The following is an 18,036-nucleotide window of genomic DNA, read 5'->3' as shown; positions in this document are numbered from 1 at the left end:
GGCCGAGGGTGTCATGCAGAACGCATTGTTCGTGGGGGTTTCGAGCCAGGTCGCGCTGCAGCGCGAGCTGGACGTCATCGCCAACAACATGGCCAACGTCTCGACCAACGGCTTCAAGGCGCGCAACGCCCGGTTCCAGGAATACCTGATGCCGGTGGCGAGCGCCGATTCCTTCCAGAAGCAGGACCGGCGCGTCTCCTACGTCATCGACCAGGGCACCGCCCTCGATCTCGCGCAAGGACCGATCGAGCAGACCGGGAACCCCCTGCACGTGGCCGTGCGCGGCGACGCCTTCCTGGTGGCCCGCACCCCGAACGGCGACCGCTACACCCGCAACGGCGCCCTCGAGACGAATGCCCAGGGCACCCTGGTGACCAGCGACGGCTACCCCGTCCAGGGCGAGGGCGGGCCGATCCAGATCGGCCAGCAGGAGACCGGCATCGCGATCGGGCCCGACGGCACCGTCTCGACCAATCTCGGCATCCGGGGCCGCGTCCGCCTCGTCACCTTCGCCAACCCGCAGGCGCTCACCAACGAGGGCGCCAACCTCTACGCCTCCACCGCGCAGCCCCAGCCCGCCGGGCTCGCGGGGCGCCTCGAATCGGGCGCGCTGGAGCGCTCCAACGTCAAGCCGGTGATCGAGATGACCCGGCTGATGGACGTGAACCGCACCTACACCATGGTCTCGGGCGTGATCTCGCGCCTGGACGATCTGCGCGGCACGGCGATCCGCCGTCTCGCCGACGTCGCGTAAGGAACACCGCCAATGCGCGCCCTCTACGCCGCCGCCACCGGCATGGCGGCCCAGGAACTCAACGTCCAGGTCATCTCGAACAACATCGCGAACCTGCGCACGACGGGCTACAAGCGCCAGCAGGCGCATTTCCAGGACCTGCTCTACCAGAACCTGCGCCGGGCCGGCTCCTCGACCTCGGACCAGAACACCCAGCTTCCCGCCGGCCTTGCCATCGGCTCGGGCGTGAAGACCACCTCCACCGCCCGGGTGATGTCGCAGGGCACCCTGACGAGCACCGAGAAGGACTACGACGTCGCCATCCGGGGCGAAGGCCTGTTCCGGGTGACGATGCCGGACGGGCGCACCGCCTATACCCGCGACGGCTCGTTCGACCTCTCGGCGCAGGGCCAGCTCGTGACCCGCGACGGCTACCTCGTCGATCCCGGCGTCACGGTGCCGAACAACGCCACCTCGGTGACGATCAGCGCCCAGGGCGCGGTCCAGGCCACCGTTCCGGGCCAGACGGCGCCGCAGGCGCTCGGCCAGTTCCAGCTCGCCCGCTTCGTCAACAAGGTCGGCCTCGAATCCATCGGCGACAACCTCTTCGTCGAGACCGCCGCCTCCGGCCCGGCGATCAACGGCCTGCCCGGCGCCGAGGGCTTCGGCAACCTGCAGCAGAGCTATCTCGAGGAGGCGAACGTCAACGCCGTCACCGAGATCTCCTCGCTGATCGCGGCGCAGCGCGCCTACGAGATGAACTCGAAGGTGGTGACCGCCGCCGACCAGATGCTCTCGACCACCTCCCAGATGTTCCGCGGCTGATCGGATTCCTGACCATGCACGCCCTGCGACAGATCACGCCCCATCGCCCGACGCGGGTCGCGACCCTCAGCCTCGGGATCGTCTCCCGCGTCCTGCTGGCCGTGATGGCGCTCTCGCTGCTCACCGCCCAGGTGCTGGCCGAGGCGGCCGGCGCGAGCGGACCCACGAACGGATCTTTGCGCCTGCGCGGCGACGTCACCGCGCGCGGCGACGTGCTGACCCTCGGCGACCTCGTGGAGGGCGCCGCCCCGGAGGCGGCCCGCCGCCCGGTCTTCCGCGCGCCCGCGCTCGGCGCCACGGGCACGATCCAGGTCCGGCGGATCGCCGACACGGTCGCGGGGCTCGGCCTCGGCGAGATCGAGACCGGCGGCCGGGTCCAGGTCTCGGTCCTGCGCGCCGCGCGGCGGGTGACGCAGCCCGAGATCGAGGCGGCCCTGAAGCGCGCCCTCGAGGCGGGCCACGGCGTCGAGGCCCGCAACCTCGCGATCCGCCTCGACGGCGAGTCGCCGGTGCTGCTGGCGCCCCTCGACCTCGACGGGCCGGCGAGCGCCCTCGACGTCGCCTACGACCCGCGCACGCGCCGGATCGCCGCCCTGATCACGCTCGGCGAGCGGCAGGCCTCTCTCCGGGTGACCGGACAGGTGATGGAGATCCGCGAGGTCGCGATCCTGGGGCGCAGCCTCAACCGGGGCGAGGCGGTGACCGCCGCCGACCTCACGATCGAGCGGCGCCCCCGCGAGGCGACCCCGGCCGATGCGCAGGGGTCTCAAGGGAGCCTCGTCGGGCAGGTGGCGCAGCGCGGCCTCAGCGCCGGGGCGATCCTGCGCTCGGGCGACCTCGCCCCTCCCGACCTCGTGATGCGGGGCGAGGCGGTGACGATCGTGTTCGACGCGCCGGGCCTCAACCTCTCGCTGCGCGGCCAGGCCAACGAGAGCGGCCGCCTCGGCGCCTCGATCACCGTGACCAACCCGGTCTCGAAGAAGGTGCTGGCGGCCACCGTGATCGGCCCCGGCCGGGTCTCGGTCGGGCCCGCGCCCGCCGCGCGCCAGGCCAGCGCCGCCCTCGACACGTCCGTCCTTCAGCGTTGACCGATCCGGTCCGCTCCCCCCTCCGGTTTGCCAAGGGTCCGGTCCCCATGACCTCTCGCTTCACGGTCCTCCGCCCCGCGCCGCGCCGCGCGTCTCCCGCCCTCGCGGCCGCGCTGCTCTGCACGTCCCTCGGCGCCTGCAACACCGTCGACCGCCTGTCGCAGATCGGCGCGACCCCGGCCCTGTCGGCCATCGAGGACCCGACCGCGCAGGCCGGCTACAAGCCCGTGCGCCTGCCCATGCCCGAGATCCAGCCGGTCTCCTACGCGCCGAACTCCCTCTGGCGCACGGGCTCGCGCGCCTTCTTCAAGGACCAGCGCGCCGCCCGCATCGGCGACCTCGTGACGGTGAAGGTCAACGTCACCGACAAGGCCAACCTCAGCAACGAGACCAAGCGCTCGCGCTCGAACGCCGAGGGGTTCGGCCTGCCCAACGCCTTCGGCCTGGAGAACAACAAGGCCGTGACGGCCGCCGGGATCAGCGCCGACAAGCTCCTCAACGCCACGTCCACGACGTCGAGCGACGGCGCCGGCTCGGTCCAGCGCAACGAGACCGTCACCACCAGCGTCGCCGCCATCGTCACGCAGATCCTGCCGAACGGAAACCTCGTGGTGGAGGGCAAGCAGGAGATCCGCATCAACTTCGAGGTGCGCGAACTCATCGTGGCCGGCGTGGTGCGGCCCGAGGACATCGAGTCCGACAACACCATCGATTCGAGCAAGATCGCCCAGGCCCGCATCGCCTATGGCGGCCGCGGCCAGATCAGCGACGTGCAGCAGCCGCGCTACGGCCAGCAGCTGGTGGACGTGATCCTGCCGTTCTGAGGGGGGCGCCGGCGCGGATTCGATCCGCGCCGGTCCGGGCGCCCGCCGCCGCGCGGTCGCACGGGCAGACCTCGATGAGCCGGGCTCATCGCGGTCTGGTCTCAGTCGTCGCGGTAGACGCGCTCGCGGCGCTCGTGGCGCTCCTGGGCCTCGAGCGAGAGGGTGGCGATGGGGCGGGCGTCCAGGCGCTTGAGCGAGATCGGCTCGCCGGTCTCCTCGCAATAGCCGTAGGAGCCGTCCTCGAGGCGGGCGAGCGCCGCGTCGATCTTGCCGGTCAGCTTGCGCTGGCGGTCGCGGGCCCGCAGCTCGATGGAGCGATCCGTCTCGGAGGAGGCGCGGTCCGCCAGATCAGGATGGTTCTCGTTCTCGGTCTGCAACGCCACGAGCGTATCCTGGGCCTCGCGCAGGATATCCGACTTCCAACCGAGCAATTTCCGGCGGAAATACTCGCGCTGCCGATCATTCATGAACGGCTCGCTCTCACTCGGTACGTACCCGTCCTCAATCGTGACCTTCGCCATTCGCGCCTCTTGCAGCCGGTTCGCGGCGATCATTTTGCGTGGCTATAATGCAGGGGGCAGGCCACGACAACGCATCGTGCGCCCTGCATGGCATATCCCCCCGGATGTTTTGCGCGCTGCGGCAAACACGCCACGGCTGTAGGCGCCCAAGATCGGTTGCCGCGCTGCAATTCGCGGCGCGGGCGCCCACGCGCGGCGGCTTCTGCGATCTTCGATGCGGTGGCTTGCGCGATCTCCGATACAGGCCACGCGGGCCGGAACCCGGACGAGCGGCTCACGTTGGGCTCGGCGTCGTCAGGAGCGCGTTCCCCCAAGTCGAAATGCATTCGGGCCGCGTGCCGAGATCGTCGATATCCAAGGCAGGATCTCACCTGTTCGGGACGTGATCTCGGATCCTATCCCATCCCTACGGACACGGATCGAATGTGTTCGTCGTGACGTGTCTGGAACATCCTGATCCGTGGTCGGGTGTTCCATGCGATGACCTGTGGGCGTGAGCTCCGAGAACGCCGTCCCGACGCCCGAATCTCTTTATCATCCTCAACCCGGAGCAAACGTCATGGCCGCCAAGACGAAGACGCTGCACGATGCGTTCTACGAGACGCTGAAGGATGTCTACTACGCTGAGAAGCAATCGGTCCGGGCCCTGAAGAAATCGGCCAAGGCCGCCGAGCACCCGCAGCTTCGCAGTGCCTTCGAGACCCACGCGGAGGAGAGCGCCGAGCAGGTCGAGCGCCTGCAGCAGGTGTTCGAGATCATCGGCAAGCCGGCCCGCGCCAAGACCTGCGAGGCGATGCAGGGCATCACCTCCGAGATGGAGGAGGATCTGGAGGATTTCGCCGACAGCCCGGCCGCCGACGCCGTGCTCGCCGCCTGCGCCCAGGCTGTGGAGCATTACGAGATCGCCCGCTACGGCACCCTGAAGACCTGGGCGCGCCAGCTCGGCTACGCGGACGCCGCCAAGCTGCTGGAGCAGACCCTGGAAGAGGAGAAGAAGACCGACGCGCTGCTCAGCGAGATCGCGGAGCAGATCAACACCGAGGGCAGCGAGGGTGTCGAAGCGGAGGACGAACCCGAGGACAAGCCGCGCGCCAAGGCCAAGTCCAAAGGCTGATTCAAGGTCTCGTCCAAGGGCTGATCGCCCCGTCGGCCGGCGCGCGCTCCCGCGTCGGCGGCTCAGGCCGCCCGCGCCGCCGAGGCCGACAACTTGGCGAGTTCGACCGCCGCGCGCAGTTCGATATCGGCGATCAGGCCGTCGAGGCGCGGATCGCCGCTGGTCCCGGCGCGCTCGTTCAGGCGGGCGGCGATTGCCTGGAGGTCGCGCGGCGAGACGCGTCCCATCAGCAGGGCGGCCTTGAGCCGGTCGAGCCCGTCGAGGAGGTCGTTGCCGCGCCGGGCGGAGCGGCGGCGGCGCTCCTCGGGCGTGTCGGTGTTGCTCTGGAGGGTGAGGATCGCGTCGAGGCCCGCGAGGCTCGCCGCCGGGGTCGCCGTGGCGCCGGGGGCGTTCGGGGCGGGGCTCGACAGGGCGAAGGCCTGGCCGGGCTCGCTCCGCCGCGCCGCGCCGCTCGGGTTCGTGTTCAGGGTGACGAAGCGGGTATCGACGCGCATGGCAGGGGACCGATCGGGGCGATCGGCCGCCCATCGCAGCGAGAATCCGGCCGACGTGGTTAAGCCATCGTAAACGTCCCGGCAGAAGATGCCGGGTCGGCACGAAGCGTCCGGGTCCGCGGCGGTGTCGCGATGGCGTGTGCCTTGAAAAAGCCCTTTGAAAGCAAGGCGTTGCGGAAATCCGCCGTCTGGCACGCTCCTGGCAGGATGGTCGGCACCCGTCCGCCACGAAGTGCGCCATGCCCGACAGCCTCACCGGCACCACTCGATACCTTCGCCTCGCGCGCAGTCTTCCAGCGGGCTTGCTTCCGGCGGGCTTGCTCCTGGTGGTGCTGGCGCTGGTGCTCGGCCACGCGACGCCCGTGCTCGCCCTGTCGCGGGTGAAGGATCTCGCCAGCGTCGAGGGGGTGCGCCAGAACCAACTCGTCGGCTACGGCATCGTCGTCGGCCTCAACGGCACCGGCGACACCCTGAACAACATCCCCTTCACCAAGCAGTCGCTCCAGGCGATGCTCGAGCGCCTCGGCGTCAACACGCGCGGCGCCACCATGCGCACGCAGAACCTCGCGGCCGTGATGGTGACGGCGAGCCTGCCGCCCTTCGCGACCCAGGGCAACCGCATCGACATCACCGTCTCGTCCCTCGGCGACGCCAAGTCCCTCCAGGGCGGCACCCTGCTGGTGACCCCGCTGCTCGGCGCGGACGGCGAGGTCTACGCCCTGGCGCAGGGCTCCGTGGCCATCGCGGGCTTCTCGGCCGAGGGGGACGCCGCCAAGATCACCCGTGGCGTGCCCACCAACGGGCGCGTGCCCAACGGGGCGATGATCGAGCGCGAGATGGCGTTCAAGATGAACGACATGCGCACCCTGCGCCTGTCCCTGCGCAACCCGGATTTCACCACCTCGAAGCGCATCGCCGCGGCGATCAACGACTTCATGGGCGCCGACACGGCCGAGCCCACCGACCCCGCCACGGTCACGCTCCAGATCCCCGCCAAGTACAGCGGCAACATGATCCGCCTCGTCACCGAGGTCGAGCAGCTCAAGGTCGAGCCCGACCAGACGGCGCGGGTCATCGTCGACGAGCGCTCCGGCATCATCGTGATGGGCCGGGACGTCCGGGTCTCCACCGTGGCGATCGCGCAGGGCAACCTCACCGTGACCATCACCGAGCAGCCGCAGGTGAGCCAGCCGGCGCCTCTCTCCAACGGCGCCACCGTGGTGGTGCCGCGCACCGGGGTGAAGGTCGATACCGGCGACGGCAACAAGCTCGCCCTGGTCAAGGAGGGCGTGACCCTGCGCGAACTCGTCGACGGCCTCAACGCCCTCGGCATCGGCCCGCGCGACCTCATCTCGATCCTGCAGGCGATCAAGGCCGCCGGCGCCCTCCAGGCCGACATCGAGGTGATGTGATGCCGGCCCGCCCCTCCCGTTTCCTCAAGCCCGCGAGGTAAGTTCCATGCTGTTCGCGCCACTCGCCGCCAGCGCCGCCCTCGGGGTCGGCAAGGCCATCGTCGGGGACATCGCCAAGACGGTCCAGGGTGCGGTCGGTTCCGCCACGACGAGCACCGCCAAGAGTGCGGCGGAGACGAAGGCCCGCAAGGCCGCGACGGATTTCGAATCGATGTTCCTGGAGCAGTCGCTCGACCGGCTGTCGCAGTCGGAGGGCACCGACGGGCCCCTCGGCGAGAACGGCACCGGCGGCGGCGTCTACCGCTCGATGCTGACCAAGGAATATGCCGGCCAGGTCGTGAAGAGCGGCGGCGTCGGCATCGCCGATCAGGTGTTCCGCGAGATGATGAAGATGCAGGAGGGCGCTCGTGCATAGGCCCGTGGAAGCCCCCTTACGGATCACCGACCGCGCCGGTGCCGCGAGCCTCGTCGCCGCCGTGATGGCGAGCCTCGAAGCCCTCGACGCCGTGCTCGCCCGCGAGAGCGCCCATGTCCGGGTCGGGCGCCTGCGCGAGGGCCTCGCCGAGGGCGAGCGCAAGACCGCCCTGTCGGCGGCCTATCTCCAGGGTCTCGAGACGGTCAAGGCCAACGCCATCGCCCTGGCCCGGTTCGCGCCGGACGGCGTCGCGACGCTCAAGGCGGCGCATGCGCGCTTCACCCAGAGCGTCGAGACCAACCAGGCGGTGCTGGCCACGGCCCGCACCGTCTCGGAAGGTCTGGTCAAGACGCTCGCGGACGAGATGAACCGCGCGCGCATCCCGACCGTCTACGGCCGTCCCTCGCAGGGGCCCTCCCCTTATGGCCGCAGCGGCGTCGCCCGCAGCCAGCCCCTGGTGCTCTCGCGCAGCCTCTGACGCGTTAGGGCCGTCCGTGCCCCATGCGCACGAAGGCACGCACGGGGCCGAGATCCGACTCGGTCCGGGCGTCGATCGAGAGGTGTCCCGCCGTCACCGGAGCGGCGCCGTGCGCACCGATGTCGACGCCGCCGACGGCGCGGCCGCTGACGCGGACGCAGGTGGCCGAGCCCGGCAGGCGCACGAAGCCCGGACCCTGGCTCGGGCAGGGCTGCATCGCCTCGCGCTGCCGCTTGCGCGGGGGCTTCGGTCGTACGGCCGACAGGTCCGGCCCGACCCGGTCGGGCGCGATCAGGTCCGGAACCGTCAGGGCCGGAAGTGCCAAATTCGGGGCTGCCAATTCCTGGCTGGCCGAGCCCGAGGCGGTGAGGAGCAGGAAAGCGACGGCCAGCCCCGCGTGTTTCGCCCCTCGCATGCCCGTGCTCCCGGTCTCGGATCCGGTCCTGGTTAGGCCAAGTCGTACGGTCGAGCCAAGTCGCACGATCGAGCCAGTCTCGTTGCGATCCCGGCCGCGCGCCGGACCGGGAACCCGGAGCGCCGTCCCGATTTGGCGGGATCGGGCGACCCTCCGGGATCGGGCGCCTCCCCCCGGCCCTTCGCGAAGCTGGACCTTTTTTTGGTCTGCTCTTGGACCGTCCGGAGATCATTGACCGGGCGGGAATCGGGAGCGGGCACGATGGCGGCCGTCGGACTCTCCTTCCGGGAGGTGCCTGACAGCGACGCGCTGGGCTTCTGAAGGCCGGCACGCTCGTGACACCCCGCGCCCGGGGTAGCGTCAGCTCAGATAGTTCACGAGGTTCAGCTTCGAGAGCATCGAGGTCACCTGGTAGCTCGCCTGGAGCTGCGTCTGAAGCTGCAGCAACTGGACGGTGACTTCCTCGGTCGAGATCGTGTCGACGCCGTCGAGGGAGTTCTCCAGCGCCGCGCGGCTGGTCCGGTTCGCCGTCTGGGTGTTGGTGAGCGTGCTGGAGGCGAGGCCGAGGTCGCTGGCGATGCCCGGAATGCCGCCCGCGGTCGTGTCGGATGCCAGCAGGGCGCGGGCGCGGTCGGCGACCGCGCTGAAGCGGGCGGTTTCCTGGGTTCCGGTGGTCGCGGTGTCGACCGCCACGAGGGCGAGTCCTGCCAGCACGGCGCGGATCGGCGCCTCGTTGGCCTGCGTGCCGATGTTCAGCACCCGGTTGGCGCTGACCTGCGCGGTGGCGGTGGCGCGCGGATCGGCCGAGGTGTCGTCGCCGGTGTACCAGATCACCGTCTTGGTGCTCGCCTGCTCGGCGTAGCCGTTGCCGTCGGCGTTGACGCGGCGCGGCGCGAACCCGGCCGATTGCGAACCCGCGAAGAAGTCCTCCGCGGCGCGCGAGGCGGAACTCGCGCCGAGCGTGGTGGCGGCGGCGCCCTTCAGGGCGTTGTTGACCGCGTTCGAGAGGTTTGTGGCGATGTCGCCGGTCAACGAGAACTCGGTGGTCGAATCGCTGGCGGCGGTCGCGCGCGCCGTGAGGGTCAGGCTCTGGGTCGTGCCGTCCCGCAGGGCGATGTTGACCGTCACGGTGTCGCCCGCCACGGGCGTGCCGGTCACCCCCAGGGTGAGCGAGGCCGGCGTCCCGGTGCCGAAATCGGCCTGGATCCCGAGGGCGGCGGGGCCCTGGACGCTGGCCACGCTGACGGACTTGAAGCGGTCGTTCAGGTAGGTCTGGGCCTCGGCCGCCGTCGCGAAGACCGGAATCGTGTCGGTGTCGGCCGCCGTGGAGGACGCCTTCGCGGTCAGGTCGACGAAGCTCTGGGTCCCGTCCGGCTGGTTGACCGCGACGCGGATGCGGTCGCCCTCGGCGGGGGCTTTGGCCAGGGTGAAGGTGACGGCCGGCGCGCTGGCGTCCGTGGTGGCGCTGGCGCTGATGCCGGCCGGGTTCGAACTCGTGGCCGTGATGAGCCGGAAGCCGAAATTCGCGCGGGCCTCGGTGCCGGCCGTGCCCGTGCCTTCCTCGGCGAGGGTCACGGTCGTGCCGCTGACGCTCGCGGCGACGCGGCCGTTGCCGTTCGGGCCGAGATCGGCGGTCTTCTGCTCGGCGATCAGGGTCTTCAGGCCGTCGAGCCCCGCGGCCGGGTCCCCGTTGAGGATCGTGTCCACCGGGACGACCGGGGGCGATTCGGTGGCGCGGCCGCCGAAGATGTACTGCCCGCCCGCATCGACGTTCAGGGCGTCGATCGCGGCATCCAGGCTGTCGCGCGCGATCTTGGTCGTGTTGGCGGAGGTCGAGGTGTTGCTGGCGGCGAGCGAGCGCTGCAGCCCGGAGCCGAGGGTGTTGACCTGCGTCACGCTGGCATTGGCCAGGGCGACGCGGGTGGTGGCGCCGGTGATCGCGGCATCGTAGCCGTCGAGGGCGCTGAGCGCGGCGTGCGCGCTGAGGCTGGTGGTGCGCCCCGCGCCGAGGCCGCCATAGGTGCTGGCGGTCTTGCCGCTGGCGAGCTGGGTCGTCAGCGTGTCGAGGCGGCTCTTCAGCCCGAGGAGGCTGGCCGTGTTGCGGTCGCCCACATAGGTGCTGGCGTTGAAGGGCGCGATGCTCATCGGGTCCTCGTCGGAGAAGGAAACCTCGGCGGGATGGGAAGGCGCGGACGGGTTCGGCGCATGGCGGGCTGGCCTTTAGATCCGCAGCAGGGTGTCGAGGAGGTCACGTGCGGCCGTGAGGACCCGCGCGTTGGCGCTGTAGGCGGTCTGAAGCTGGACGAGCTTCGACATCTCCTCGTCGATGCTGACGCCGGAGGTCGAGGCGACGCGGGACTGGGCCGTCGCCAGCGCGATGCCCTGGCCCTCGTCGAGGCTCTGGGCGGTGGCGGTGGCGGCGCCCTGCGCGTCGATGATGCGCTGCGCGAAGGACTGGACGCTGGCGCTGTAGGGCGCGTCGATGCCGCCGATCCCGCTCGCGGCCGCGAAGGTCCGGCTGGTGCCGGTGAGCGCCGTGTAGAGGTATTGCGGCCGCGTGCTGTCGGAGGCGAGGGTGGTCGCCGAGGTCCCGACGAGGTTGGCGGTGTTGCCGACCAGGGCCTGGTTGACGCCGATGCGCTGGGCGAAGCCGGTGAGCTGAGAGCCCTTGTCGAACGAGCCGGTGTAGAGCGTCCCGTTGCCCGTCGTGTCCTTGGCCTTCGTGTCGACGAAGAGGGCCAGCTGCGGCTGGCCGCTCTGGAAATCGGTGGTGCTGGTCGGCTGCGTCACGCTGGCGCTGATGCCGAGCAGGGTCGGGGCGCCGGCGCTCCCGTCGGTGGTGACGCGCAGGCCGCCGGTGCCGGCGCTGGGCTGGCTGGTGACGCTGAAGGTGCCGCCGAGCGCGTTCTGGATCGCGTCGCGCAGGCCGGCATTCGTGCCCGTCAGCTTGATCGGGACGATCGTCGCCGTCGGGTCGCTGGTGTCGGCCGGGTTCACGCTCGGCGCGGGGTCGGAGGTGTAGGGGATCAGCACGAGGTTGCGCTGGATGCCGGCGGCGTCGCGCAGGCCGATCGTGACGGCGTTGCCGGCCTGGAGACCGTTCAGGTCGATGTCGAAGCCGCTGGCGCTGCCGGCGGTCACGGCGGTGCCGGTCGCCGAGCGGTCCGACAGCGCGCGCGAGAGCCCGGCCGCGAGTTCGTCGAGTTGGCGCTGGGCCTGCGGCAGGGTCGTGTCGCGCAACTCGATGCCGGCCGCGAGCGAGCCCGAGCGGATCGCCTTGGCGGCGATCAGGTCGATGCGCGCCCCGCCCGGCGTGGTCGCCGTGATGGTGCCGACGCCCCGCTGCGTCGGGTCCTGCGAATAGGCCGCGTCGGGCGACAGGGTGCCCCGTCCGTCGAAGCTCAAGGCGGCGGCGGCGCCGCGATCGACCAGCGTCAGGCCGGAGGTGGTGATGACCGAGACCGTCCCGTCGTGCTGGTCCACGGTCTGCACGTCGAGATAGGCCGACAGGCCGGTGATGGCCTGGTCGCGCCGGTCGAGCAGGTCCGCGCGCGCGCTCTCGTCGGTGGTGCTGGAGATCTGGGTGTTCAGGGTGGCGATCGATGTGAGGTAATCGTTCGCCTTGGCGGTGTCGCTGCCGAGCTGGCTCTCGGTGGCGGTGCGCAGGTCCTGCACGCCCTGGGCGATGGTGCCGATGCTGGAGGCGAGGTTCGCGGCCTTCGTGAGCACGGTCGAGCGGGCGGAGGTCGAGGTCGGGTCGCTCGTGAGCGTCTGAAGCGAGAGCGCGAAGTCGTTCAGCACCCCGTCGAGGGCCGTCGCGCTTCCGGGCGTGCCGTAGAGCTGGTCGAGCTGCGTCCGGACCGCCGAGACGGAGCCCGTATAGGCCGAGCCCGACGTCTCCATCCGCAGCTGCTTCAGGGAGGCGGCGTCCAGCGCCCGGCCGATCGTGCCGAGCGAGACGCTGGAATTGCCGACGCCCTGCGCCACCGAGGTCAGGGTGCGCTTCGTGTAGCCGACCGTGCCGACATTCGCGATGTTCTGCGAGACGACGCCGATCGCGGCCTGCGTGACCTTCAGGCCGGCGGTGGCGGTGTTGACGGCGTTGAAGCTCACGGCCCCCCTCCCCTGATCTCAGATTCCGGCCGGTCTCCCGCGGCGTCAGCGAATGATGTTGATCAGCGCCGACATCATGTCCTGCGACGTCGAGATGACCTTCGTGTTGGCGGAATAGGCCTGCTGCGTGACGATCATCTTCGAGAATTCGCTCGCGATGTCGGTGTTCGACTGCTCGACGTTGCCGCCCACCACCGTGGTGCCGTTCAGCCCGACCAGCGGGGTGCCGGATTCGAGGGTCTGCGCGTAGGTGCCGTTGGAATTCGCCTTCAGGCCGTCCGAGTTGTTGAACTGGACGACCTTGACGTTGGCGAGCGACAGGGTGTTGCCGTTGCTGTAGGTGCCCGAGACCTTGCCGTCCGTGGTGATGCTGAGGTTGTTCAGCGTGCCCGAGGTGTAGCCGTCCTGCGTCAGCGTGTTGGTGGTCACGGTGCCGCCCGAGGAGGTGTAGGCGGTCAGGCCGCCGCTGCCGTAGTTGAGCTGGATGTTGCCGAGGTTGACGCCGTCGACGGTCAGCGCCGGGATGGTCACCGCCGTGGCGGTGGGCGAGGTCAGCTGGCCGCTGCCGTTGAACTGGAAGGCCGTGCCGGCATTCGTCCAGGAGGTCGCGGTGCTCGTGACCGCGCTCTTGTCGGCGTAGAACAGGTTCCAGACGTCGCTGGTGGCCGGTGTCGCGGTGGCGTCGGCGTTCTGGACCTTGGCCCAGCGGGTCTGGATGCTCACGGGGCCGCCGCTGGCGCTGTAGGCGGTGAGGGACGGGCCCGCGATGCTGCCGTTGACGAAGCTCGCGGCATCGGCCGCCGAGACCGTGGCGGTCCCGGTGCCGGACAGGATCGCGGGGTTCGCGCCCGAGGCCAGGGTGCCGAGGAGTTCCGAGCCGGCCACGCTCGCGCTGGCGTTCGTGGTCGCGGGCGTCTTCGGAAGGTTGGCCGAGTAGGTGATGGTCGAGGTCGGACGCGCCGGCAGGATCGAGTTCGAAATCTTGATCGGCCCCTCGCCGGTCGCCTGGCCGGTGATCGGGTCGAGGCTGGTGCCCTTGAGGTAGGAGCCGGCGCCGTTGACGAGGTACCCGTCCTTGTCCAGGGCGAAGTCCCCGCGCCGCGTGTAGGAATCGCCGGTCGAGAAGGTGGTCTGGCCGTTGGTGTCGCCGGTCTTGCTCTGCACCACGAAGAAGCCGTCGCCGTTCAGCGCCATGTTGGTGCCGATGTTGGTGGCGTTCAGGCTGCCCTGCACCGTCGTGGTCTGGCGCGAATTGGCCGCGACCGTGCCGGCCACCTGCCGGCTCGGCGTCTCCTGCTCGGCGATGAGATCGACGAAGTTGGTGTCGACCCGCTTGAACCCGGTCGTCTGGGAATTCGCGATGTTGCCCGAGATGTTCTCGAGCGAAAACGATTGCGCCTTCAGGCCGGAGACGGCCGTCTGCAACGCGGTGAAGACATCCATGGCCGGGAACCCCAAGCGAGACGGTGGTGGGGCCGGTGCACATCCGCGCCGGCCTCGGTCTCGATCAGCAAGCGATGTGCCAGCGCTAAGTCATTGAAAATACAAGATCTTGCCAAGGAGGCGCCCGGCAGGAACGGCCGCCGGGCCGGTCAGGCGGCAGCTTTTGCCGGGCAGTCCGGTCCCGCAACGGTCGTTTACGTCGCGTTATCGCCGATCTGTCTAACGTGGCGCGATCAAAGGCGGTGTATCGCGATCATGAGAGCCAAACGCTCGACCCTCATCCACCTGATCTACTTCTCGCGCCTGAACCTCGCGGCGGACGCACCCTCGCGCACGCGGCAGATCGGCGAGATCACGCGGCAGGCGCAGAAGAAGAACGAGTTCTCGGTGATCACCAGCTTCCTGATCATCGACCAGAATTTCGCCGCCCAGATCATCGAGGGCGAACGCGCCTCGGTGAGCGACACCTTCGGCCGGATCAGCAACGACCCGCGCCACCGAGACGTGCAGATCGTCGAGTGGCGGGAGATCCTCAAGCGCGAGTTCGTGAACTCGTTCACCACGGGTGTTCGCGGCCCGGTCAACGACGGGCTGTTCCAGAAGGCGAACCTGTTGCCGATGTTCCAGCGCGGCACGCCCAAGGGCGCGGCGATCCACGGACTCGCCGTGAACCTCCAGGCCGAATCCATGACGAAGCAGGGGATCGACCACCTGTTCGTCTGAGCGAGATCCTGCCCGGCGCGACTTCGTCGCCCCGCACTCAAACCCGTGAAATTTCATGAGCGAGACGCCCGCGATCCTCATCGTCGACGACCAGGAGAAGCTCCTGAAGCTGGTCATCCTGTTGATGAACCGGCTCGGCTTCCCGGACGTCGAGGGCGTGACCGATGCCGTCACGGCCCTCGAGCGGATGCGCGAGCGCCGCTATGCCCTGGTGATCTCCGACCTCGACATGGAGCCGATGGACGGGCTCTCGTTCCTGCGCGAGATCCGCGCCGACGACGCCCTGATGAACACCCCCTTCCTGCTCACCGAGGCGTCGTTCGATTTCGAGGACATCAACCTGGCGCACCAGGCGGGGGCCGACGCCTTCATCCTCAAGCCCTTCGACATGTCGGTGCTGAAGACCAAGCTGAAGCAGGTGATCAACCGCAAGCCGCGCCGCCGCGAGGCGCCGCTCGCCGCGGAATCGGCGCTGAGCATCGACTTCCCGATGCTGGGCAAATTCTGATCGGTCGCGTTCTGAGCGGGACGGGTTCCGGGTCCCGATACGACGGGAGGTGACGTACGCGGCCGCCCGACGCGCCCGGCCGCATTCTCCGGCTCCGCCCGCGTGCGAGCCGCTACCCCAGCGCGGCTCGCCGTTCGAATGCTGTCGATGTCACGCGACAACTGGCGCGGCCGGCGCTTTGTTCTTATGATCGCATGTCGCGCAGGGCCGTCCGGGGGACTTTCCCCGACGCGATGTCGCCGGCCGTCACCCGCTCGCGACGTGTCGGCGGGCGGGGGCGCCCGTGCCGAGAGCCAATCCTCGGGTGAAGAGGCCGCTGCATGTCGACCCCGTCAAGAGCGTCGCCCCGGAATCGGTTGCGGAACGTGGCCGCGACGGAGCAGACCCTCAGGAGCGCGCCCGGCAGCGGCGACGCGATGCACGCCCTTCGTCTCGCCCTCTCCGACACCATGCGCGTCGCTCTGCTGTCGGATCAGGAGATCGTCCGGTACCTTGCCAAGGTGAGGGACAGCCGGAGCGCGTTCACGACCTCCATCAATGTGTCCGGCCTGAAACACATCAAGTTGCCCGCCCATACGAACCTGGACGCCGGCAAGTTGAGGATCGTGTTTCCAAATGCCGATCCGGATTACCTGTCGTCCGTCGCCCTCGAGCTGAACCGGGATCTCAAGCTGTACGGTCTCGATAGTCCGTTGCGTCAAGCGCATTTCTTCGCGCAACTGAGAGAGGAAAGCGGCGCCGACCTCTCGAAGACCGTCGAAAATCTGAATTACAATCCGGCGGTGTTGCCCGTCAAATTCGGCTATTACAAGCGTCATAAGGACGAAGCCAAAGAAGATGGCTATGCCAAGGATGAAAAAACCAAAAAAATCACGCGCAAAGCCGATGAAGAGACGATCGCCAACAAGGTCTATGCCGACAGGAATGGTAATGGCGGCATAGACAGTGGGGATGGGTGGAAATTCCGCGGGCGCGGTTTGATACAGATCACCGGGCGCACAAATTATGCCGCTCTAACCAAGAAGTACGGGGAATTGTATCTGGAGAAAAAGTCGATCCGTCGCTTGAGTTTCGTGTCGAATCCCGAATTGCTGGCCGAATTTCCCTACAGCCTCCGCTCTGCGATCTGCTACTGGAAAATTCATAAGCTTCATCGACTCGCCGATAGAGGGCATGCCGATGCCGACGTCGATCGGATCACGAAGGTCATCAATGCCGGTACGGACAGCTACGGCAAGCGCTGCGAGCATTTTCAGCGGGCCTATAGCGCTTTCAGCTAAAGCCTGGCTCCTGATCGCGGTCTTGCCGTGCTGCTTCGCCCAGGATGGCCTTGCCCGAGATGGCCTTGCCATGAACGGTCTTACAAAGAACGGTCTTGCCGAGACCACGCAACCCCCGGCCTCGCTCTGCCAGGCCGACGAAGAGGTGGTGTTCTCCTGCGCGCTGGGTTCGGACGTCGTATCCCTCTGTGCCCGATCTGATCGGGATTCGATCCGCCAGCTATCCTATCGCGAGGGCAATCCAAAAATGATTCGGACCCTCTACGTGGCCGACCAGGCCAACGGCCATCGCTTCAAGGCGAACGTCGCTCCGGCGAGTCCCGGCGCCCTGGTCAAGCAGGTCTGGTTCGATCAGGGCCCGCTTCGCATCCTGCTGACCGAATGTATCGGCGGCGATTGCCGGCGCTCGGCGGGGCTGGCCGTTTTCCGAGGCACGCGGGTCGTCAGGAACAGCGGTTGCGCGAGGACGGACAGTGATCTGGCCTGGTTCTCCCGCAAGGTCCTGAAATTCGACCCGGTCGCGAAAGCGTATGGATCCACGTCCGACCTGCTACAGATGGAAGAGGCCGACAACATGCTGGAGACGATCTACTGATCGTCCCGCGTGCCGTCCGCGCCGCAGGCCGTGACGCTGCGAGGATGCCCGCGGGCGGGCCCTCAGGCGGGGACGATCCGCCTGTAGAGGTGCCAGGTCGCGTGTCCGAGGATCGGCATCACCACCGCGAGGCCGACGAAGAGCGGCAGCGATCCGAGGACCAGCAATCCGGCCACCACGAAGCCCCAGGCCGTCAGGGTGAGCGGGTTACGCCGGAACGCCGCCAACGACGTCTCGATCGCCGTGAGCGTGTCGATCCGCCGGTCCACCAGCATCGGCACCGAGACCACGCTGATCGCCAGCACCGCGAGGGAGAAGGCGAATCCCACGAGGTTGCCGATCGCGATCAGGGCCCAGCCGCGCGGGGTGGTGAGCACGTCGCGGGCGAAGCCGAGGAGGGAATCCGGGGCGGCGTCGCCGTAGAGCCCCCAGTAGATCCCCTGCGCGGCCACCAGCCAGCAGGCGAAGATCAGGGTCAGGAGAAGGCCGATGCCCGCGAGCGCGCCCGCCGCCGTGCGGTTCAGGCTGGAAAAGGCCGCCGCCCAATCGGCCGGAAGGCCCCGCTCGCGGCGCCGGCTGAGTTCGTAGAGGCCGACCGCCGCGAAGGGGCCGATGAGGGCGAACCCCGCCGCCAGGGGGAAGACCAGCGGCAGCACCGCCGTGCCGAACGCGACCGTCGCCAGCACGAGGCCGATCAGCGGATAGATCAGCCCGATGAACAGCGCGTGGGTCGGCATCGCCTGGAAGTCGTCCCACCCGCGCCGCAGCGCGAAGGACAGGTCGCGCGCATCGATCGCGTTCACGACCGGCCGGGCCATGCCGTGCCGGTGGTGATCCGCGTGGTGGAACTGATCGGCATGAAGTGTCGTCATCGCTCAAACCCTCGTCCGGGGATGAAGCTCACGACGTGGACGCCCAAACTTGCAACGCATGCTCGCGCGTGCAGGCGCCGAGAGCGGATGCGTCCGACACTAAACCCTTTTCGCGGACCTGTCCCGATGTCTCGAGACCGGAACCGAATATTTCAGTCAGCTTGGCTTTTCGGCGCGTAGACT

The 18,036-nt window shown here is 69.0% G+C and carries 19 protein-coding genes; 12 read left to right on the top strand and 7 right to left on the bottom strand.

Going from position 1 to position 18,036, the window contains the following annotated elements; genetic code table 11:
• The first annotated feature begins 13 nt into the window (after positions 1 to 13).
• The 4 genes from flgF to flgH are packed head-to-tail and all read left to right on the top strand — an operon-like array spanning position 14 to position 3,470.
• On the top strand, positions 14 to 754 hold the full coding sequence (gene flgF / locus MKK54_RS08900) for a flagellar basal-body rod protein FlgF (RefSeq protein WP_244010433.1): 741 nt from the start codon (positions 14 to 16) through the stop codon (positions 752 to 754).
• Positions 755 to 766: 12 nt separating this feature from the next.
• Positions 767 to 1,558 carry a flagellar basal-body rod protein FlgG gene (gene flgG / locus MKK54_RS08895; protein WP_244010432.1) on the top strand — a complete coding sequence of 264 codons (792 nt, stop codon included), beginning with the start codon at positions 767 to 769 and terminating at the stop codon, positions 1,556 to 1,558.
• A 14-nt stretch (positions 1,559 to 1,572) separates the two neighbouring features.
• Positions 1,573 to 2,646 (top strand): flagellar basal body P-ring formation chaperone FlgA, encoded by a 1,074-nt coding sequence (gene flgA / locus MKK54_RS08890; RefSeq protein ID WP_244010431.1) that lies wholly within the window; start codon positions 1,573 to 1,575, stop codon positions 2,644 to 2,646.
• Positions 2,647 to 2,693: 47 nt separating this feature from the next.
• Complete coding sequence (flgH, locus tag MKK54_RS08885) at positions 2,694 to 3,470, top strand: flagellar basal body L-ring protein FlgH (RefSeq protein ID WP_244010430.1); 777 nt, start codon at positions 2,694 to 2,696, stop codon at positions 3,468 to 3,470.
• 101 nt (positions 3,471 to 3,571) lie between these two features.
• Here the strand turns inward: flgH and dksA are convergent, their stop codons facing one another.
• A complete protein-coding gene (gene dksA, locus MKK54_RS08880) occupies positions 3,572 to 3,991 on the bottom strand; it encodes an RNA polymerase-binding protein DksA (protein WP_244010429.1) in 420 nt (139 codons plus the stop codon).
• 559 nt (positions 3,992 to 4,550) lie between these two features.
• Between dksA and MKK54_RS08875 the strand changes: the two genes are divergently transcribed.
• The gene (locus MKK54_RS08875) at positions 4,551 to 5,105 is read left to right on the top strand and encodes a ferritin-like domain-containing protein (protein WP_244010428.1); all 555 of its coding nucleotides are present in this window, start codon (positions 4,551 to 4,553) and stop codon (positions 5,103 to 5,105) included.
• Positions 5,106 to 5,167: 62 nt separating this feature from the next.
• Here MKK54_RS08875 and MKK54_RS08870 read toward each other — a convergent pair whose 3' ends face one another.
• Positions 5,168 to 5,599, bottom strand: coding sequence for a flagellar assembly protein FliX (locus MKK54_RS08870; protein WP_244010427.1), 432 nt, complete (start codon positions 5,597 to 5,599; stop codon positions 5,168 to 5,170).
• Between the two features lie 239 nt (positions 5,600 to 5,838).
• Between MKK54_RS08870 and MKK54_RS08865 the strand changes: the two genes are divergently transcribed.
• From MKK54_RS08865 to MKK54_RS08855, 3 genes are read left to right on the top strand one after another with little or no spacing between them, the layout of a single operon-like run.
• Entirely contained in the window at positions 5,839 to 7,011 is a 1,173-nt protein-coding gene (locus tag MKK54_RS08865) for a flagellar basal body P-ring protein FlgI (protein WP_244010426.1), read from the top strand.
• 46 nt (positions 7,012 to 7,057) lie between these two features.
• The gene (locus MKK54_RS08860) at positions 7,058 to 7,426 is read left to right on the top strand and encodes a rod-binding protein (RefSeq protein WP_244010425.1); all 369 of its coding nucleotides are present in this window, start codon (positions 7,058 to 7,060) and stop codon (positions 7,424 to 7,426) included.
• Entirely contained in the window at positions 7,419 to 7,904 is a 486-nt protein-coding gene (locus MKK54_RS08855; protein ID WP_244010424.1) for a hypothetical protein, read from the top strand. Before MKK54_RS08860 ends, MKK54_RS08855 begins: the two co-directional genes overlap by 8 nt.
• Before the next feature lie 4 nt (positions 7,905 to 7,908).
• Here the strand turns inward: MKK54_RS08855 and MKK54_RS08850 are convergent, their stop codons facing one another.
• The 4 genes from MKK54_RS08850 to MKK54_RS08835 form a co-directional block, all read right to left on the bottom strand.
• Positions 7,909 to 8,319, bottom strand: coding sequence for a porin (locus MKK54_RS08850; RefSeq protein WP_244010423.1), 411 nt, complete (start codon positions 8,317 to 8,319; stop codon positions 7,909 to 7,911).
• Positions 8,320 to 8,679: 360 nt separating this feature from the next.
• The gene (locus tag MKK54_RS08845; RefSeq protein WP_244010422.1) at positions 8,680 to 10,464 is read right to left on the bottom strand and encodes a hypothetical protein; all 1,785 of its coding nucleotides are present in this window, start codon (positions 10,462 to 10,464) and stop codon (positions 8,680 to 8,682) included.
• Positions 10,465 to 10,539: 75 nt separating this feature from the next.
• Entirely contained in the window at positions 10,540 to 12,432 is a 1,893-nt protein-coding gene (flgK, locus tag MKK54_RS08840; protein WP_244010421.1) for a flagellar hook-associated protein FlgK, read from the bottom strand.
• A gap of 45 nt (positions 12,433 to 12,477) precedes the next feature.
• Positions 12,478 to 13,875 (bottom strand): flagellar hook protein FlgE, encoded by a 1,398-nt coding sequence (locus MKK54_RS08835; protein ID WP_244010420.1) that lies wholly within the window; start codon positions 13,873 to 13,875, stop codon positions 12,478 to 12,480.
• 255 nt (positions 13,876 to 14,130) lie between these two features.
• On the opposite strand from MKK54_RS08835, the gene MKK54_RS08830 reads away from it, so the two are divergent.
• The 4 genes from MKK54_RS08830 to MKK54_RS08815 all read left to right on the top strand — a co-directional run bounded on the left by MKK54_RS08830 (position 14,131) and on the right by MKK54_RS08815 (position 16,981).
• Positions 14,131 to 14,598, top strand: a complete 468-nt coding sequence (locus tag MKK54_RS08830; protein ID WP_244010419.1) for a BLUF domain-containing protein — start codon at positions 14,131 to 14,133, stop codon at positions 14,596 to 14,598.
• A gap of 55 nt (positions 14,599 to 14,653) precedes the next feature.
• Positions 14,654 to 15,106, top strand: a complete 453-nt coding sequence (locus MKK54_RS08825; protein WP_244010418.1) for a response regulator — start codon at positions 14,654 to 14,656, stop codon at positions 15,104 to 15,106.
• Positions 15,107 to 15,471: 365 nt separating this feature from the next.
• Positions 15,472 to 16,386 carry a glycoside hydrolase family 19 protein gene (locus MKK54_RS08820; protein WP_244010417.1) on the top strand — a complete coding sequence of 305 codons (915 nt, stop codon included), beginning with the start codon at positions 15,472 to 15,474 and terminating at the stop codon, positions 16,384 to 16,386.
• The gene (locus MKK54_RS08815) at positions 16,319 to 16,981 is read left to right on the top strand and encodes a hypothetical protein (RefSeq protein ID WP_244010479.1); all 663 of its coding nucleotides are present in this window, start codon (positions 16,319 to 16,321) and stop codon (positions 16,979 to 16,981) included. Before MKK54_RS08820 ends, MKK54_RS08815 begins: the two co-directional genes overlap by 68 nt.
• Before the next feature lie 62 nt (positions 16,982 to 17,043).
• Here MKK54_RS08815 and MKK54_RS08810 read toward each other — a convergent pair whose 3' ends face one another.
• Positions 17,044 to 17,853, bottom strand: a complete 810-nt coding sequence (locus MKK54_RS08810) for a DUF2189 domain-containing protein (RefSeq protein ID WP_244010416.1) — start codon at positions 17,851 to 17,853, stop codon at positions 17,044 to 17,046.
• Positions 17,854 to 18,036 lie beyond the last annotated feature (183 nt).

Origin of the sequence: Methylobacterium sp. J-068 (genome assembly GCF_022829445.1) — a bacterium.
Classification (GTDB): domain Bacteria; phylum Pseudomonadota; class Alphaproteobacteria; order Rhizobiales; family Beijerinckiaceae; genus Methylobacterium.
Note: the sequence above shows the minus strand (reverse complement) of the source record. Positions and strands in the feature narration are given on the sequence as shown.

What these genes read in the sequence shown, in the direction of transcription:
- MKK54_RS08810 (WP_244010416.1), bottom strand. Translation starts at nt 17,853, where the DNA reads ATGACGACACTTCATGCCGATCAGTTCCACCACGCGGATCACCACCGG.
- flgF (WP_244010433.1), top strand. Translation starts at nt 14, where the DNA reads ATGCAGAACGCATTGTTCGTGGGGGTTTCGAGCCAGGTCGCGCTGCAG.
- MKK54_RS08870 (WP_244010427.1), bottom strand. Translation starts at nt 5,599, where the DNA reads ATGCGCGTCGATACCCGCTTCGTCACCCTGAACACGAACCCGAGCGGC.
- dksA (WP_244010429.1), bottom strand. Translation starts at nt 3,991, where the DNA reads ATGGCGAAGGTCACGATTGAGGACGGGTACGTACCGAGTGAGAGCGAG.
- MKK54_RS08815 (WP_244010479.1), top strand. Translation starts at nt 16,319, where the DNA reads ATGCCGGTACGGACAGCTACGGCAAGCGCTGCGAGCATTTTCAGCGGG.
- MKK54_RS08830 (WP_244010419.1), top strand. Translation starts at nt 14,131, where the DNA reads ATGAGAGCCAAACGCTCGACCCTCATCCACCTGATCTACTTCTCGCGC.
- MKK54_RS08865 (WP_244010426.1), top strand. Translation starts at nt 5,839, where the DNA reads ATGCCCGACAGCCTCACCGGCACCACTCGATACCTTCGCCTCGCGCGC.
- flgA (WP_244010431.1), top strand. Translation starts at nt 1,573, where the DNA reads ATGCACGCCCTGCGACAGATCACGCCCCATCGCCCGACGCGGGTCGCG.
- MKK54_RS08825 (WP_244010418.1), top strand. Translation starts at nt 14,654, where the DNA reads ATGAGCGAGACGCCCGCGATCCTCATCGTCGACGACCAGGAGAAGCTC.
- MKK54_RS08845 (WP_244010422.1), bottom strand. Translation starts at nt 10,464, where the DNA reads ATGAGCATCGCGCCCTTCAACGCCAGCACCTATGTGGGCGACCGCAAC.
- flgG (WP_244010432.1), top strand. Translation starts at nt 767, where the DNA reads ATGCGCGCCCTCTACGCCGCCGCCACCGGCATGGCGGCCCAGGAACTC.
- MKK54_RS08850 (WP_244010423.1), bottom strand. Translation starts at nt 8,319, where the DNA reads ATGCGAGGGGCGAAACACGCGGGGCTGGCCGTCGCTTTCCTGCTCCTC.
- flgH (WP_244010430.1), top strand. Translation starts at nt 2,694, where the DNA reads ATGACCTCTCGCTTCACGGTCCTCCGCCCCGCGCCGCGCCGCGCGTCT.
- MKK54_RS08835 (WP_244010420.1), bottom strand. Translation starts at nt 13,875, where the DNA reads ATGGATGTCTTCACCGCGTTGCAGACGGCCGTCTCCGGCCTGAAGGCG.
- MKK54_RS08860 (WP_244010425.1), top strand. Translation starts at nt 7,058, where the DNA reads ATGCTGTTCGCGCCACTCGCCGCCAGCGCCGCCCTCGGGGTCGGCAAG.
- MKK54_RS08875 (WP_244010428.1), top strand. Translation starts at nt 4,551, where the DNA reads ATGGCCGCCAAGACGAAGACGCTGCACGATGCGTTCTACGAGACGCTG.